Source organism: Streptomyces sp. GS7 (assembly GCF_009834125.1).
GTDB lineage: Bacteria > Actinomycetota > Actinomycetes > Streptomycetales > Streptomycetaceae > Streptomyces.
Genome location: NZ_CP047146.1, coordinates 5,801,867 through 5,816,385 on the forward strand (window position 1 = coordinate 5,801,867; position 14,519 = coordinate 5,816,385).

15 protein-coding genes are annotated in these 14,519 nt (G+C 73.4%); 10 read left to right on the forward strand and 5 right to left on the reverse strand.

Annotated elements, in window-relative coordinates; genetic code table 11:
* Positions 1 to 154 precede the first annotated feature (154 nt).
* Complete coding sequence (locus GR130_RS25290) at positions 155 to 1,081, forward strand: S41 family peptidase (RefSeq protein ID WP_159506846.1); 927 nt, start codon at positions 155 to 157, stop codon at positions 1,079 to 1,081.
* 86 nt (positions 1,082 to 1,167) lie between these two features.
* Here GR130_RS25290 and GR130_RS25295 read toward each other — a convergent pair whose 3' ends face one another.
* From GR130_RS25295 to GR130_RS25305, 3 genes are all read right to left on the reverse strand, one after another.
* Positions 1,168 to 1,392 carry a hypothetical protein gene (locus GR130_RS25295; protein WP_159506847.1) on the reverse strand — a complete coding sequence of 75 codons (225 nt, stop codon included), beginning with the start codon at positions 1,390 to 1,392 and terminating at the stop codon, positions 1,168 to 1,170.
* A gap of 2 nt (positions 1,393 to 1,394) precedes the next feature.
* Positions 1,395 to 1,652 (reverse strand): DUF6400 family protein, encoded by a 258-nt coding sequence (locus GR130_RS25300; RefSeq protein WP_159510200.1) that lies wholly within the window; start codon positions 1,650 to 1,652, stop codon positions 1,395 to 1,397.
* Positions 1,653 to 1,885: 233 nt separating this feature from the next.
* Complete coding sequence (locus GR130_RS25305; protein WP_236573465.1) at positions 1,886 to 3,157, reverse strand: PP2C family protein-serine/threonine phosphatase; 1,272 nt, start codon at positions 3,155 to 3,157, stop codon at positions 1,886 to 1,888.
* Between the two features lie 259 nt (positions 3,158 to 3,416).
* On the opposite strand from GR130_RS25305, the gene GR130_RS25310 reads away from it, so the two are divergent.
* On the forward strand, positions 3,417 to 4,214 hold the full coding sequence (locus GR130_RS25310) for an alpha/beta fold hydrolase (RefSeq protein ID WP_159506848.1): 798 nt from the start codon (positions 3,417 to 3,419) through the stop codon (positions 4,212 to 4,214).
* A gap of 30 nt (positions 4,215 to 4,244) precedes the next feature.
* Here GR130_RS25310 and GR130_RS25315 read toward each other — a convergent pair whose 3' ends face one another.
* Positions 4,245 to 4,949, reverse strand: a complete 705-nt coding sequence (locus tag GR130_RS25315) for a TetR/AcrR family transcriptional regulator (protein ID WP_159506849.1) — start codon at positions 4,947 to 4,949, stop codon at positions 4,245 to 4,247.
* A gap of 270 nt (positions 4,950 to 5,219) precedes the next feature.
* Between GR130_RS25315 and GR130_RS25320 the strand changes: the two genes are divergently transcribed.
* On the forward strand, positions 5,220 to 6,809 hold the full coding sequence (locus GR130_RS25320) for an APC family permease (protein ID WP_159506850.1): 1,590 nt from the start codon (positions 5,220 to 5,222) through the stop codon (positions 6,807 to 6,809).
* Between the two features lie 82 nt (positions 6,810 to 6,891).
* Positions 6,892 to 8,550, forward strand: coding sequence for an amidohydrolase (locus GR130_RS25325; protein ID WP_159506851.1), 1,659 nt, complete (start codon positions 6,892 to 6,894; stop codon positions 8,548 to 8,550).
* 65 nt (positions 8,551 to 8,615) lie between these two features.
* Here the strand turns inward: GR130_RS25325 and GR130_RS25330 are convergent, their stop codons facing one another.
* Complete coding sequence (locus GR130_RS25330; RefSeq protein WP_159506852.1) at positions 8,616 to 9,026, reverse strand: organic hydroperoxide resistance protein; 411 nt, start codon at positions 9,024 to 9,026, stop codon at positions 8,616 to 8,618.
* A gap of 148 nt (positions 9,027 to 9,174) precedes the next feature.
* Here GR130_RS25330 and GR130_RS25335 point away from each other — a divergent pair, with 148 nt between their 5' ends.
* The 6 genes from GR130_RS25335 to GR130_RS25360 all read left to right on the forward strand — a co-directional run bounded on the left by GR130_RS25335 (position 9,175) and on the right by GR130_RS25360 (position 14,483).
* Positions 9,175 to 9,636 carry a MarR family winged helix-turn-helix transcriptional regulator gene (locus GR130_RS25335; RefSeq protein ID WP_159506853.1) on the forward strand — a complete coding sequence of 154 codons (462 nt, stop codon included), beginning with the start codon at positions 9,175 to 9,177 and terminating at the stop codon, positions 9,634 to 9,636.
* 367 nt (positions 9,637 to 10,003) lie between these two features.
* Positions 10,004 to 10,210: an acyl carrier protein gene (locus GR130_RS25340; protein WP_159510202.1), complete on the forward strand. Its 207-nt coding sequence runs from the start codon at positions 10,004 to 10,006 to the stop codon at positions 10,208 to 10,210.
* Positions 10,207 to 11,448, forward strand: coding sequence for a beta-ketoacyl-[acyl-carrier-protein] synthase family protein (locus tag GR130_RS25345; RefSeq protein WP_159506854.1), 1,242 nt, complete (start codon positions 10,207 to 10,209; stop codon positions 11,446 to 11,448). Before GR130_RS25340 ends, GR130_RS25345 begins: the two co-directional genes overlap by 4 nt.
* An 86-nt stretch (positions 11,449 to 11,534) precedes the next feature.
* A complete protein-coding gene (locus GR130_RS25350) occupies positions 11,535 to 12,434 on the forward strand; it encodes an alpha/beta fold hydrolase (RefSeq protein ID WP_159506855.1) in 900 nt (299 codons plus the stop codon).
* 112 nt (positions 12,435 to 12,546) lie between these two features.
* Positions 12,547 to 13,398, forward strand: coding sequence for an SRPBCC family protein (locus tag GR130_RS25355; protein ID WP_159506856.1), 852 nt, complete (start codon positions 12,547 to 12,549; stop codon positions 13,396 to 13,398).
* Between the two features lie 380 nt (positions 13,399 to 13,778).
* Positions 13,779 to 14,483 carry a transglycosylase SLT domain-containing protein gene (locus tag GR130_RS25360; RefSeq protein ID WP_159510203.1) on the forward strand — a complete coding sequence of 235 codons (705 nt, stop codon included), beginning with the start codon at positions 13,779 to 13,781 and terminating at the stop codon, positions 14,481 to 14,483.
* The last annotated feature ends 36 nt before the right edge of the window (positions 14,484 to 14,519 follow it).

Consider the following 14,519-nt stretch of genomic DNA (forward strand, 5'->3'; position numbering starts at 1 on the left):
GTCGGTCCGGGATCGCACGGGGCGGTGCGCATGGCGGAGGAGTGAAGGACGCGGTCAACGGGCGAGCCGGGGCCCGGGATCACCGGCCGGACCTGGCCGGGGCCGGGCGGGCACAGAGCCCGACTCGGCGTCGTGTGGGGAGAGGGAGACAGGGATGCAGGGGAAGCCCGCGGCGGGGAATGCGCAGATCGTCGATGCCGCGCTGGAGCGCGTGGTGGACGGGTATGTCTTCCCGGATCGGGCGGCGGAGGTCGACGCGGCGATACGGGGCCGGCTGGCCGTCGGCGAGTACGACGGGCTGAGCGGCCCGGCGCTCTGCGAGACGGTGACCGCGCACCTCCAGGAGGTCTGCCCGGACAAGCACCTCCGGCTGCTGTGGCAGGACGAGCCGCAGTCCGTGGACCCGGCGGACGACGACGCCGGACGGGCGGCGTTCCTGGCACTGCTGCGGGCCGAGAGCCAGGGGATCCGCTGCGTGGAGCGGCTCGACGGGAACGTGGGCCGGATCGCCATCCGGTGGATCGCCGATGCCGGCGAGGGCGGCCGGGCGATCGGCGCGGCGATGGAGCTGGTCGCGCACACCCGCGCGCTCCTCCTCGACCTGCGGGAGTGCCAGGGCGGCTCCCCCGCGGGCGCGGCCTTGTGGTGCAGCTACTTCCTCCCCGACGGCGCCGTCCATCTCAACGACTTCTACGAGCGCTCCACGGACTCCATCCGCCAGTACTGGACCACCGCGCATCTGCCCGCGCCCCGCTATCCGGACCGCCCGGTGTACGTGCTGACCAGCGCGACCACGTTCTCGGGCGGGGAGGACGTGGCGTACACCCTGCAGGCGCTCGGGCGCGCGGTGGTCGTCGGCGAGACGACGCGGGGCGGTGCGCACTTGACCGGACGGCATCCGGTGACGGAGCACATCACGGTCACGGTGCCGACCGCGCGGACCGTCAACGCGGTCACCGGGACCAACTGGGAGGGCGTCGGCGTCCGGCCGGACCGGGCGGTGCCGGCGGAGCGGGCGCTGGAGGTGGCGTACGCGGAAGCGCGAAGGGGCCCGTGCATAGCCGCTCAGGGCGGCGCCTGACAGGGCGAGGGGTGTGCGGCGGGGTGGCGCCGGGGTCTGTCCGGTGGGGCAGGGCGCGGACCCGGCCCCGATACGTCGGACAGGCCCTAAGGGCGTCCGCCGGCGCCGAAGCCCGAGTCCCAGGACCACAGGTGGGTGCAGTTCGGGCACTGGAGGTGCAGCAGGCTGCCGCGGTTCGACAGCAGGTAGCGCCAGTGGTCGCCGCAGGTACGGCCGTCGTCGCAGGTCCCGCACCCCTCGTGGTCCTGGCAGCGAGGGCAGGGGACCCAGGCCCGACGGCCGATGTCGGCGGTGGGGTCGAGTGGCAGCATGCTCAGCCCTGCCCGGCTGCCGGCAGCACGCCGGCGGCGACCAGCATGTCGTAGGTGGCCTGCTGCTCGGTGTCCAGGCCGGAGTAGAGGAGCCGCTGGGCGTCCGTCTCGCCCGTCATCGCCTCGATGGGGTCCCAGGTGTCGCCGAGCGCCGCGAGCACCTCGGCCCGCCGTCGGGCTTCGTGACCGGTGAGGTCGAGTTCGAAGATCCCGGACGCGCCGTCCCCGGATATCCCGGATACCGAGGAGGTGTCGAACATCCCGGAGGTCCCGGATATCTCGGCGGGCTGGTGGTCCGGGGTGTTGCGGTCGTTCATGGTGCGCTTCCTGTACCACGTGCGGACGATTCGGACGAGTCCCCCCGATCGGACGTGTTTACCAAGTCGGGCGTCGTTGAGGAAGCGTCAGACGGAGGACTCCACCGGTTAAGGTGGACAACAGGGCCGCATATCAGGGGCGGCCGGGCCGGGGAGGCGCCTCGGAGTGACGGATGTCATCTCCCACGAGCGGCTTCAGCGCCACCGGGACCCCGCCGGTCCGCGTGCCGGCGGTGGTGCTGTCCGGTGCGCGGTGCCGGGGCGGGCAGCCGCCGTACCGCGACCGCCGCGGCGTCGTCGGCCAGCCGGCCGTTGGTATGCGCCAGCAGGTCCTCGCGCAGCCGGCACAGCACCTGCCGGGGGCCGTCGGAACTCCAGGCGCCGGCGCGCTCGGCCAGCGGGTAGAAGGCGCCGTCGCCGTCCCGCGCCTCGGTCACGCCGTCCGTATAGAGCAGCAGCAGGTCTCCGGGCTCGAAGGGGAAGGTCTCGACCTCGTAGTCGGGGGCTCCGGGGAGGCCGCCGAGGCCGACCGGCAGGGCGGTCCGCTCGACGTCCAGGCTGATCGCCCGCCCCTCGCGCAGCAGGAGCGCGGGCGGATGACCGCAGCTGATCGTGCCGAGTTCGTGCAGCCGGTCGGGGATGTCGAAGAAGGACACGGTCGCGAAGGTCTCTTCGGCGTCGGGCGCGTGGACCGGGGCCGGTGCGGCCCGCTCGGTGGCGGGGGCGGGGTCACCGGCGGACGGGGTGGTGCGGCGGGGGCGCGGGCAGGCGTTGCGCCACTGGCTGTTGTCCCAGCGGACGGCGCCGTCGAGGTGGCGGGCGAGGTTGGGGAGGGTGGCCTGGCGGTGAGCCGCCGCGCGGAAGGCGCCGAGGAGCAGGGCGGCCTGGCTGTACGCGGGGAGGCCCTTGCCGCGGACGTCGCCGATGATCAGCCGGGTGCTCTGGGCGGTGCGGGCCGCGGCGAAGAGGTCGCCGCCCATCTCCGCCTCCTCCTCGGCGGGGAGGTAGATCGAGGCGATCTCCAGGTCCCCGCTGCGCTCGGGCAGCGGCCGGAGCAGCACCTGCTGGGCCACGGCGGCCACCGAGCGGGTCTTGACGAGCTGCCGCTCGTAGTGTTCGCGGACGACGGTGAAGACGAAGAGCAGCGCCGCGACGACGATCAGCGAGCCGATCTGGGCGTAGAGGTTCTCCGTGAAAAGGGCGTGGCGCGCGATGCCGATGCCCACCTGGGCGGCGACCGCCAGCGCGCCGATCATGGCCGTCGGACCGGGCCCGGCGAGGGCCGCGGTGATCGCCGGGGCGGCGACGAGCAGGGGGCCCAGGTGGATGTCGGCCGGCGAGAGGACGTCGGCCAGGCAGACCGCGACGATCAGCCCGATCGGGATCAGCATCAGGGCATGGCTCGGCTCCGGGCGTCGTCCCAGCTGCGTCAGCCGTGGAAAGGGCATGCACCATGTTTGCACTGCTCTATACGAAATGCCCGTATGACTCCGGATGGCCGGGCCCTCGTCGGCGACGGCCCGGCGATGTCGCACCGAGCGTGACGTCGCTCCGAGCGTGACGGGTGTCCCGCCCCTGAGTGCCGGGGTGTCGCGCCGAGCCCGTACGGGACCGGGGAAGCCGTTCCCGGGTGCCCGGCCGACCCCCGTTCCTGCCCGCCCCTCCCGGCTTGACTCTCACACCGGTGTGAGTGTCTAGCGTCGGGCCATGACTACCGAGCGCACACTCCCCCACCCCCGCCTCGACGTGCTGACCCGGGGCAGCGGTCCGGCTCTCCTGCTCGCCCATGGGGCCGGCGGCGGGATCGAGGGGAACTTCGGGCTGGTCCTGGACGACCTGGCTGCCGACCACAGCATCGTCGGGCCGCACTATCCGGGGGCCGGGGGCACCCCCGTCGCCACGGATCCGCTGGAACTCGACGATCTGGCCGACCAGTTGGCCGCCTCCGCGGTCGCGGCCGGGCACCAGCGATTCGCGGTGCTCGGCGAGTCGCTGGGCACCGCCGTCGCCCTGCGCACCGCCACCCGCCATCCCGAGCGGGTCACCTCGCTCGTCCTCACCGCGGGGTTCGCGGTCGCCGACCCGGTCCTGGCGCTGACCGCCGAGCTGATCCGGACGCTCGGACGGGCCGGCGAGTGGTCGGCGGTCGCCCGGCTCGCCGTCGTTTCCTGCCGGTCGCCGGAGCAGCTGGCCACCATCCCGCCGGCGGCGCTGGACGACGCGGTCGCGCGGGCCGCCGCGGGGATGCCGCCCGGGATGCTCGACCACTTCGACCTGGTGTCACGGGTCGACGTCCGCGACGACCTGGCGCGGGTGGCGGTGCCGACCCTCGTCGTGGCGCCCCTGGGCGACCGGCTGGTGCTTCCCGAGAGCTCGCGCCGGCTGGCCGACGGGATCCCCGGCGCCCGGCTCGCCGAACTGCCCGGTGCCGGGCACCTCCTGAGCGAGCCGGACCGCGCGGTGTGGCTGCGGCTGGTGCGGGAGTTCCTCGCGGGCAACGCGTAGCCGAGGGGCGCCGGGCGGGTGCCGGCGGCGTCAGTCCGGCCGCTCCGCCGCCTCTCGGCGCAGCGCCGCGATGAGCAGGTCGAGGGCCGGCTCCACGGCCGAACCGGCCATGCGGGGAAGGTGGTTGCGCACCCGGTGCAGGCTGGGGTACGCGTCGGCGGGCAGGCCACCGTACGCGGCCTGCCAGGCGTACTCGTCGGCGGCGCGCTGGGCGGGAGCCAGCCGCAGCACACCGGCGTCCAGGGCCGCGTGGCCGAGGGCGGTGTCCACGAGGGCGTGGTAGTGGCGGACGGCCTCGGCGTCGTCGAAGCCGGCCTGGAGGAGCAGGCCGATGCCCGTGTCGACGGCGCGCTGCTCGTGCGGCCGGCCGGTGACGCGCACGGTGCTGAAGACCGCGACCTGGGGGTGGCGCAGCGCGGAGCGGTAGGCGCGCAGGGCCAGTTCCCGCAGGTCGGCGGCCCAGTCGCCGCTGGTCGTGAAGCCCTCCATGGACTCGCCGATGAGCCGGTCGGCGAGTGCGAGGAACAGGTCCTCGGTGTTGCGGAAGTAGCGGTAGACGGCGGAGGGATCGGCGCCCAGGGCCGCACCCAGTTTCCGTACGGTGAACGCCTGCGCCCCATGCGCGTCGATCAGTTCGCGTGCCGTGTCCACGATGAGGTCGGCGGACAGGACCACGCCCGCACTGGTCGGCCGGCGCCGTTTGCGCTCGGCCGGTACGCGTTCGCCACCGGTCATCCCCGTCCCCGTTCCGCCGCGGTGTGCTCCGGATGCCGCCCTCGGCCCGGCCCTGGTGCGGGCCTGCCGGTGCCGGGCCAGTAAATCACCAACTTACGTCAACATCGTTGACACAAGCCTGCCGGGGCGGTTTCATCGGCGCACCGGTCCACACCCCGGACCCTCGTCGCCGGCCGCGCCCACGCCCGCCACTCCTGCCCACCCCTGCGTCCGCGCCCCGGCTCCTCCCCCCTTCCGCCGCCCGGCCCACCCGTCCAAGGAGTGAGTGCCATGCCCGCCGCTGTTCCCCCGGGAACCCCCGAGTCCCCGGTGCCCGCAGTGCCCGCGCCCCCCTCCGGCCCGCGTCGGGGCCCCGGCCCGCCCGGGACGTTGCGCCGCTCCCTGGGGGTGCGCGACGGCCTGGCCATCGCGGCGTCGAGCACCGCCGCCACGACGAGCCTCGGCATCGGCATGGGCTCCCTGGCCGCCTGCACCGGCCGGCAGACCCCGGCGCTGTTGCTGCTGGCCTTCGTGCCGATCCTCGGCATCGCGCTGTCCTACGCGCGGCTCAATCGCACCGAGCCGAACTGCGGCAGCGGCTACACCTGGGTGGGCCGCTCGATAGGCCCCTGGCCCGGGTTCCTGACCGGGTGGGTGGTGCTGGTGGGCAACGTGATCTTCATGGCGTACACCGGTGCCGTCACCGGGTCCGTCGTGCTCCAGTTCCTGAACAAGGCGGGGCTGCGCAGTGTGCTCGGGGTGCGCCTCGATCCGGCGTCGACCGGTGTCAGCACCGCGGTCGGCCTGGTCGCACTGGTCGCCGTCACCGTCACCGCCGTCACCGGCGTACGGGCCGCGACCCGGCTCCAGTTGTGGCTGCTGGTCTTCGAGTACGTGGTGCTGCTGGGGTTCTGCGGCGTCGCCCTGGTCGGCGGCGACCAGCCGTTCAGCCTGTCCTGGCTGGATCCGTTCGCGATCGGCTCACCGCGGGCGCTGGCTCAGGGAATGGTGCTCGCGGTGTTCTTCTACTGGGGGTGGGACGCGGCGTACAGCGTCAACGAGGAGACCCGGTCCGCCTCCGACGCGGCGCGCGGCGGGCTGATCGCGCTGGTCGCGATGCTGGGGCTGTTCCTCGTCGGGGCGTTCGCCTTCCAGCGGGTGATGAGCACCGGCGAGCTGCTGCGCAACGGGCCGCAGGCGCTGACCTTCCTGGGCAGCCGGCTGGCGCCGGAGCCGTGGGCCTCGCTCCCGCTGGCCGCGCTGATGTGCTCGGCCTTCGCGTCCCTCCAGTCCAGCGTCATTCCCACCGCGCGCGGTGCGCTGGCGATGGCCCGCGACCGGACGCTGGGGCCGGTCTGGCAGCGCGTGCACCCGCGCTACGGATCGCCCGCCGTCGGCACACTGCTGATCATGTCCCTCGCCGCGCTGCTCGCCGTGCTCGCCGTCGGGATCCCCCAGCTCAACGACATGATCCTCACCGCGGTCAACTCCATCGGCCTGACCGTGGCCCTGTATTACGGGCTCACCGCGCTCGCCTGCGCGGTGCGGTTCCGGGAGAGCCTGCGCGCCGGACCGGTCCGGGCGCTGTGCGACGTGGTGGTGCCCGCGGCGAGCGCGCTGACGCTGTTCGGCCTCGGCGGCTACCTGGTGTGGGACTACGCCACCATGAGCGACCACTTCGCGGCCCGTCCGGACAACGGCTGGTTCCTGCTCACGCTGCCCGCCGCCTTCGTCCTGCTGGGGCTGGCGGTGGCGGCCTGGGCGAAGTGGGTGCGCCGGGCCCCGTACTTCCGCACCGGGCGGGGGACGGACGCGGACGCGATCAGCCTGCCGATGGACGACGGCCGCGCCGGGCGGGCCCCGGCACCGTCCGAGGGGTGATCCGGCACCGGCTCCCCCACCGCGCCGGCCCGCCCGGCACCCGCCACCATCCCGTCAACTCCCCCGCGAGGAGCGCCGCACCATGAACACCACCTCCCACGCCGACCTCGTCTTCCGCGGCGGCCCCGTGCACACCGTCGACCCGGCCCGCAGCAGGGCGAGCGCGGTGGCCGTACGCGGCGACCGGATCGTCGCCGTCGGCCCCGACACCCGGATCGGCGACCTGATCGGGGCGCGGACCGAGGTCGTCGATCTCCGGGGCAGGCTGCTCGTCCCGGGTTTCCAGGACGCACATGTCCACCCCGTCAGCGGCGGGCTGGAGTTGAGGCAGTGCGATCTGAGCGCGGCGGACACCGCCGACGCGTACCGCGAGCTGATCGCCCGGTACGCGGCGGCCCACCCGGAGGCACCGTGGATCACCGGCGGCGGCTGGTCCCTGGAGGCGTTCCCCGGCGGGATGCCGACCCGGGAGTTCCTCGACGCCGTCGTACCGGACCGCCCGGTGTTCCTCGTCAACCGCGATCACCACGGCGGCTGGGCCAACTCCCTCGCCCTGGAGCGGGCCGGGGTCACCTCCCGCACCCCGGACCCGGCCGACGGCCGTATCGAGCGGGACGCCGCCGGCGAACCGTCCGGGATGCTCCAGGAAGGCGCCATGCGGCTGGTGGGCGAGCTGCTCCCGCAGCCCTCGCTCGCCGAGCAGACCGCGGGGCTGCTCCGGGCGCAGCGGCTGCTCCACTCGTACGGGGTGACCGCCTGGCAGGACGCGATGCTGGGGAACGGCCCCGGCACGACCGACCCGGTGCCCGCCTACCTGGCCGCCCGGCGCGACGGCCTGCTGACCGCCCGGGTGACCGGGGCGCTGTGGTGGGACCGCTCCCGCGGCATCGAGCAGCTGCCCGAACTGATCGACCGCAGGCGCGAGTTGACCGACGGCCGGCTGCGGGCCACCAGCGTCAAGATCATGCAGGACGGCATCGCGGAGAACCACACCGCGGCGCTGCTCGGCCCCTATCTGACCGCGTGCGGCTGCCCGTCCGGCAACACCGGGATCTCCTTCGTCGACCCCGAGGCGCTGCGGACGTACGTCACCCGGCTCGACGCGGAGGGCTTCCAGGTGCACTTCCACGCCCTGGGCGACCGAGCGGTGCGCGAGGCGCTGGACGCGGTCGAGGCGGCCCGCGCCGCCAACGGCCACCGGGACACCCGCCCGCATCTGGCCCATCTCCAGGTCGTGCACCCCGACGACATCCCGCGCTTCCGGCGGCTCGGTGCGACGGCCAACATCCAGGCCCTGTGGGCGGCCCACGAACCGCAGATGGACGAGCTGACCATCCCCTTCCTGGGGCGGCAACGCGCCTCCTGGCAGTACCCGTTCGGGGATCTGCTGCGCTCCGGCGCCACCCTCGCGGCCGGCAGCGACTGGCCGGTCAGCTCGGCCGACCCGATCGCCGCCCTCCATGTCGCCGTCAACCGCCGCACCCCGGACGCCCCGCCGTCGACCCCCGCCTTCCTCCCCGAGCAGCGCCTCGACCTGGGCGCCGCCCTCGCCGCGTACACGGCGGGCAGCGCCTATGCCAACCACCTCGACGAGACCGGTTCCGTCCAGCCCGGCAAGCTGGCCGACCTGGCGGTCCTCGACCGCGACCCCTTCGACGGCCCGGCCGAGGAGATCGCCGCGACCCGGGTACTCCAGACGTTCGTCGGGGGGCGGCGGGTGTACGCGGCGGACGGCGCGTAAGGGAGAAAGGGAGAAGGGAGCGGACGAGAGGCCGGGGGCGCCGGGGCGCCGGAGGACCGGCCGGGTCACTCGATGACCAGCTCCACGTCGATGTTCCCGCGGGTGGCCTTCGAGTAGGGGCAGAACTGGTGCGTCGCCTCGACGAGCTGCCGGCCGGTCTCCCCCACCAGGGCGTCCGGCAGCTCCACCCGCATGACGACCGCGAGGCCGAACCCGGTGTCGTCCTTGCCGAGGGAGACCTCGGCGGTGACCGCGACGTCCTTGGTGTCGAGCTTCATCTGCCGGCCGACGTTGGCCATCGCGCTGGCGAAGCAGGCGGCGTACCCGGCGGCGAAGAGCTGCTCCGGGTTGGTGCCGTTGCCGTTTCCGCCGAGGGGCTCGGGCATGGCCAGGGCGAGGTCGAGCCGGCCGTCGGAGCTGACGGCCCGGCCCTCGCGGCCGTTGGCGGTGGCGGCGGCGGTGTACAGCGCGTCCATGGTGGGTCCCTTCCGGTGGATCCGTGGCCGTGGCGGTCCGGGTGACCGGACACGGCGGGTGCGACGGGACCAACGGTCGCACAGATTTAAATTGTGCGCAACTAAGTTGTGTGCAACTCAATCGTCCGTCGCGCGCTAACCTGGAGCCATGGCCACGCTCCCGACGCTCCCGGTTCCGGACTCCGAACTGCTCCGCCTCGACCACCAGGTCTGCTTCTCGCTGCACGCCGCCTCGCGCGCGTTCGGCGGCGTCTACCGGGACGCCCTCAAGGACCTGGGGCTCACGTATCCCCAGTACCTGGTCATGCTGGTGCTGTGGGAGCACGGCCCGGAGCCGGTGAAGAGCATCGGCGAGCGGCTGCGGCTGGACTCCGGCACGCTCTCGCCACTGCTCAAGCGGCTGGAGGCGGCCGGGCTGGTGCACCGTGAGCGCAGCCCCGAGGACGAGCGGTCGGTGACCATCCGGCTCACCGAGGCCGGCGAGGCCCTGCGGGAGCGGGCACTGCCGGTGCCGCGCCGGATCATGGCGGCCACCGGCCTGACGGTCGACGAACTCCGCACCCTGCGCTCCCTGTTGGGGCGGGTCACCGGCGCGCTCGACGAAGCCTGAGGGCGCCGCAAGCACCCCGCCACCCCCTGCCGCCTGCCCCGGTGAGCCACGGCCGGGCCCCCAACGCCCGGCACCGCACCCCCGGTACTCCGCCGGCGTGCGACCCGTACCTCCCGCCGCTCCACGGCGTTAGACAACAAGTCGCCTTCCGCGGAGCGCACCGTCCGTACGCGTGCCTCTCGCCCGCTCCGGCGCGCCCATCACCCCTTTGAGCTACCACGGTTGGGGAGCGCCCAGGACAAAGGCGTATAAAGGGTGGCCAAACCAGCCGGAACCACCGGCGAAATCCCGCCCAGGACGCGGTTGGCAGCATCGCCTACGAACAGCGGAGGAGCGCCACGTGAATGCGGCAGAAGTTGTCAACGCCTTGCTGGAGGAACGATTCGGGGTCACCCGGAGGGAGGTCACCGAGGCCACCGTGCTGCGCAGCCTCCGCCTGGACTCCCTCGCCCTGGAGGAACTCCGGGTGCTCATCGAGGAGCGGCTGGACATCGACCTCGAAGAGGTGTCGCTGACCTCGCGCGACACCGTGGGACAGCTGGTGGCGGCCATCGACGGCAAAGTCACCGCGTGACTGCCCGCCGCAAGCCGTTCGCCGCGGCCGTGACCGGACTGGGCCTGGTGACCGCGGCGGGCGTGGGAACGAAGGCCACCTGGCATTCCCTCACCCATGACACCGTGCCCGGCGGAGTGTCGCACCAGGACGAACTCGCCGATCTGCCCTGCGACTTCATGTACACCGCCACGGATCTGGACACCACCGAGCTGCTCGGGGTGGCCACCCAGCGGCTGATGGACCGCTTCTCGCAGCTCGCGGTGATCGCCGCACGGGAGGCCGTCGGCGACGCCGGCCTGGACCCGGAGACCTGGGACCGGAGCCGGGTCGCGGTGGTCATCGGTTCCGCGCACGGCGGGTTGCCGTTCTACGACCAGCAGTACGCCGCGATGACGGGGCGCGGTGCCCGGCGGGTCTCCCCCAAGCTCGCTCCGCTGACCGTGATCAACAGCGCCGCCAGCAGTGTCTGCATGGATCTCGGTGCGCAGGGCCCCAGTCTGGGGGTGGCGACGGCCTGCTCCTCCGGGACCGTCGCGGTGGGTACCGCGCGTCAGCTGTTGCACGCCGGGGTCTGCGACATCGCCATCGCGGGCGGCGCGGAGTCGGTGCTGTCCCGGCTGCTGATCGCCAGCGCCTGCCAGATGAAGGCGGTGTCCACCCGGCGCGACGATCCGGCCACCGCCTGCCGGCCCTTCGACGTCGACCGGGACGGTTTCGTCGTCGGCGAGGGCGCGGGGCTGCTGGTGCTGGAGCGGCCGGAGGACGCCAGGGCCCGACGGGCGCCGATCCGCGCGCAGATCGCGGGGTACGGCGCGTCCAGCGACGCCTATGGCGCGGTCGCGCCGGATCCGGACGGCAAGGGCATCGAGCAGGCGCTGCGTACGGCGATGGCGGACGCGGACGTACAGGGCCGCGACGTGGGCCATGTGAACGCGCACGGCACGTCGACCGTCGTCAACGACCACATCGAGGCGATGATGTTGCAGCGGGTGCTCGGCGATCATCCGCTGGTCACCTCCACCAAGGCGATGACCGGGCACACGCTGGGCGCCGCCGGCGGCATCGAGACCGTGCTGACGGTGCTGGCCCTGGAGCAGCAACTGGTGCCCCCCACCGCCAATCTGACGGTGCCGGACCCCCGGATCCCGATCGAGGTCGTCCGCGCGGAGCCGCGGCAGGCGGCGTTCGACTGCGCGGTCAAGACCTCGCTGGGGTTCGGGGGCCACAACGCCGCGCTCGTCCTGACCCGCACCTAGGGCCGGTCCGACCCCGATCCATCGGACAGGCCCCACCCGCTCCGACCGCACGACTGACCCCCGTCCCAGCCGGTGAAGGAAGAACCATGAACGAGGAACTGATCCGCTCCTTGTCGGTGCGCGAGGTGCCGTACGCCTACCGGCTGCTGCGGCAGCCGAACCGGGTCACCGAGCCCGCGCTGGTGCTGGGCGGCGCCCTGCAGGGGATGTACGGCTGGCCGCAGATGGAGGAGGAACTGGGGCCCGTGACGGATGTGGTCACGGCCGATCTGCCCGGCATGGGCAGCGCGGGGCCGCTGCCTCCGGGGCCGAGCATGGAGGTGCTGTGCGCCGCGATCCTGGGCGTCATCGACGACCTCGGCGCCTCGCGGATCAACCTCTTCGGCTTCTCCTACGGTGCGGGCATCGCCTTCAGCTGCGCCCAGCGCTTCCCGGAGCGGATCGCCCGGCTCGTGCTCGGCGGCGTACCGGCGGACGTCGGCGACGTACAGGTCCACGCGTGGCAGCGGGCCGCCGAGCACCTCTCGCACGGGGACACCGCCGCCTTCGCCACCCGGGCCGCCGAGGGGCTGCTCTGCCTCGACGAGCGCCGGTACGTCACCCGCCGGAAGCTGGCATTCCGCTATGTCCGGCGGGCGATGCTCCAGGCGGCGCTGCACTCGCCGCACGCGGTGGATTCGCTGCGCCGGGCGCTGACCGACCGGCCGGACTTCGCCGGCGGGCTGCCCGGCATCCCCACCCTGGTCTTCAGCGGCGAGCACGACACGGTGACGACCCCGGACCGGCAGCGCGCCTTCGCGGCCACCCTCGCGGACAGCCGCTTCCTGACGATCCCCGACACGGATCACTGGGTGGTGCTCGAACGCCCGCAGGAGGTCGCGGAGTTGACCGCCCGCTTCTTCACGGACGGGCCGCTGGAGACGGCACCGGCGCTGGCTCCGGTGGCACGCGAGGGGCGGGCCGAGGGCGATCCGGCGTGCGTATGAGGCGGGTGGCGGATGCCGCGGCCGTCGCCGTACCCGCCGGCGGAATCAGTGGACGGGGGCTTCGGCGGTGTGCGGGGCACCGGCACCGTGACACCGAACAGGAGGCGCCCCGATGAACCCGCACTCCGACACCCTGGCACCGGCCACCGGCAGCCGGACGGCGCTGCGCATGGAGCGGCGGCTGGCGCATCCACCGCACGAGGTCTGGTCGGCACTGACCGAACCGGCGCGGATGGGGCGGTGGTTCCCCTGCGATGTCGCGGTCGAACTGCGGGCCGGCGGCCCGATCACCTTCCTCATGCCGCAGGTGAGCGGGCCCGCCATGACGGGTACGGTCACCGATGTCGAGGAACCCCGGCTGTACGCCTTCACCTGGGGCGATGACCACCTCCGTTGGGAGGTCGCGCCGGATCCGGACGGCTCGCTGCTGACCTTGGTGCACACCTTCGGCGACCGTTTCGGCGCCGCCAGCTTCGCGTCCGGCTGGCACCTGTGCCTGTCTGCGCTTTCACAGCTGCTCGACGGGGAGTCACCGGCCGTGGAGCCCGACTCGGGCGAGCTGCACGAGGCGTATCTGGAGCAGTTCGATCTCGGGCACGGGGCCGTCGAGGAGACGGCGGAGGGGCCGCGGATCCGTTTCGAGCGGCAGCTGGTGCGGCCCGCGGAGACGGTGTGGGCGGTACTGACCGGGGGTGACGAGCCGGCCACGGGCGAGCCCGCCCCGGAGGGGTTCACCTCCAGGAAGGCACCGGCCGGGCCGGTCACCGAGGTGCGGGAGCCGTCCGTCCTCGCCTACCGGTGCCGTCCGCGGGGGACGGTCCGCTGGGAGCTGGGCCGCGGCACCGGGCACGGCGCCCGCCTGGTCCTGACGCAGACCGGGCCGCGGGGCTCGGAGGCGGAGGCGGCGCGGGACGCCTGGCATGACCGCATCGAGCATCTGGCGGCCCGGCTGCTGGAGGTCTGAACGGCGCCGGTGAAGGGGAGCCGGGGGTGTGACCCGGGCAACTCGGCGGCCGGTCCGGAGGGGGCCGCGGGGGCGGTAAACGGTGATGCCCGGCACGCGACGTACGTCACGTACGAAGGCGGCTAGTCGACAACGGTCCGGCGTACGCCCTGAATTCCGGCATTTACATCGGGCATTTCACCCTAACGCACGAAGATGGGTAGTACACGGCATCTTTGCCACCATCCCGGGCCGGCGCTAACCATGTTTCCGGTAGCACCGAGAACAAGCCTGCGGACTCCGCCAGAGCGGCGAGCGCGGCACCGACCCTCGGTCCTCACGAGCCACCGAAGGCCAGCAACCCGCCACCCAGCCCTGGAAGAGGTTAGTTCCGCATGCCCATGCCCGGCTTCTCCCTGCCCCGCACCGCCCGCATCACCCGCACCCACAAGGTCTCCGCGGCGCTGGTGGCCACCGCGAGCTGCGCGGCGGCCCTCGCCCTGACCGCGGCGCCGAGCAACGCCGCCACCCCGGCCGCCCACGCGTCGGCCGCGGTGAAGCCGGTAGGCGCCAACGGCCTGCCGGTCGTGGCGAAGGCCCAGACGAACGAGGACAAGAAGCAGGAGAGCGTGTCCGTCGCGGACGGCCTGAAGGTCACCGCCGTCGCCGAGCAGGGCCACGTCGCCCAGCAGGCCGCGAACCGCTCGATGGAGCGCAAGGAGATAGCGCCGCCGAAGGAGGCCGCGCCCAAGCCGGCCGCACCCAAGCCGACCGCCCCGCGCTACGCGAACAACCTGGACGGCTGGATCCGCCAGGCACTGGACATCATGAAGTCCCAGGGCATCCCCGGCAGCTACGAGGGCCTGCACCGCAACATCATGCGGGAGTCCAGCGGCAACCCCAACGCCGTCAACGACTGGGACATCAACGCGCGGAACGGTATCCCCTCCAAGGGCCTGCTCCAGGTGATCCAGCCCACCTTCGACACCTACCACGTCGCGGGCACCGCCGACAGCCTCACCGACCCGGTCGCCAACATCACCGCCGCGGCCAACTACGCCGCCCACCGCTACGGCTCCATCGACAACGTCAACTCCGCCTACTGAGCCGGAGAACCGAGCCGACGCAGCGCACCGGCCTGA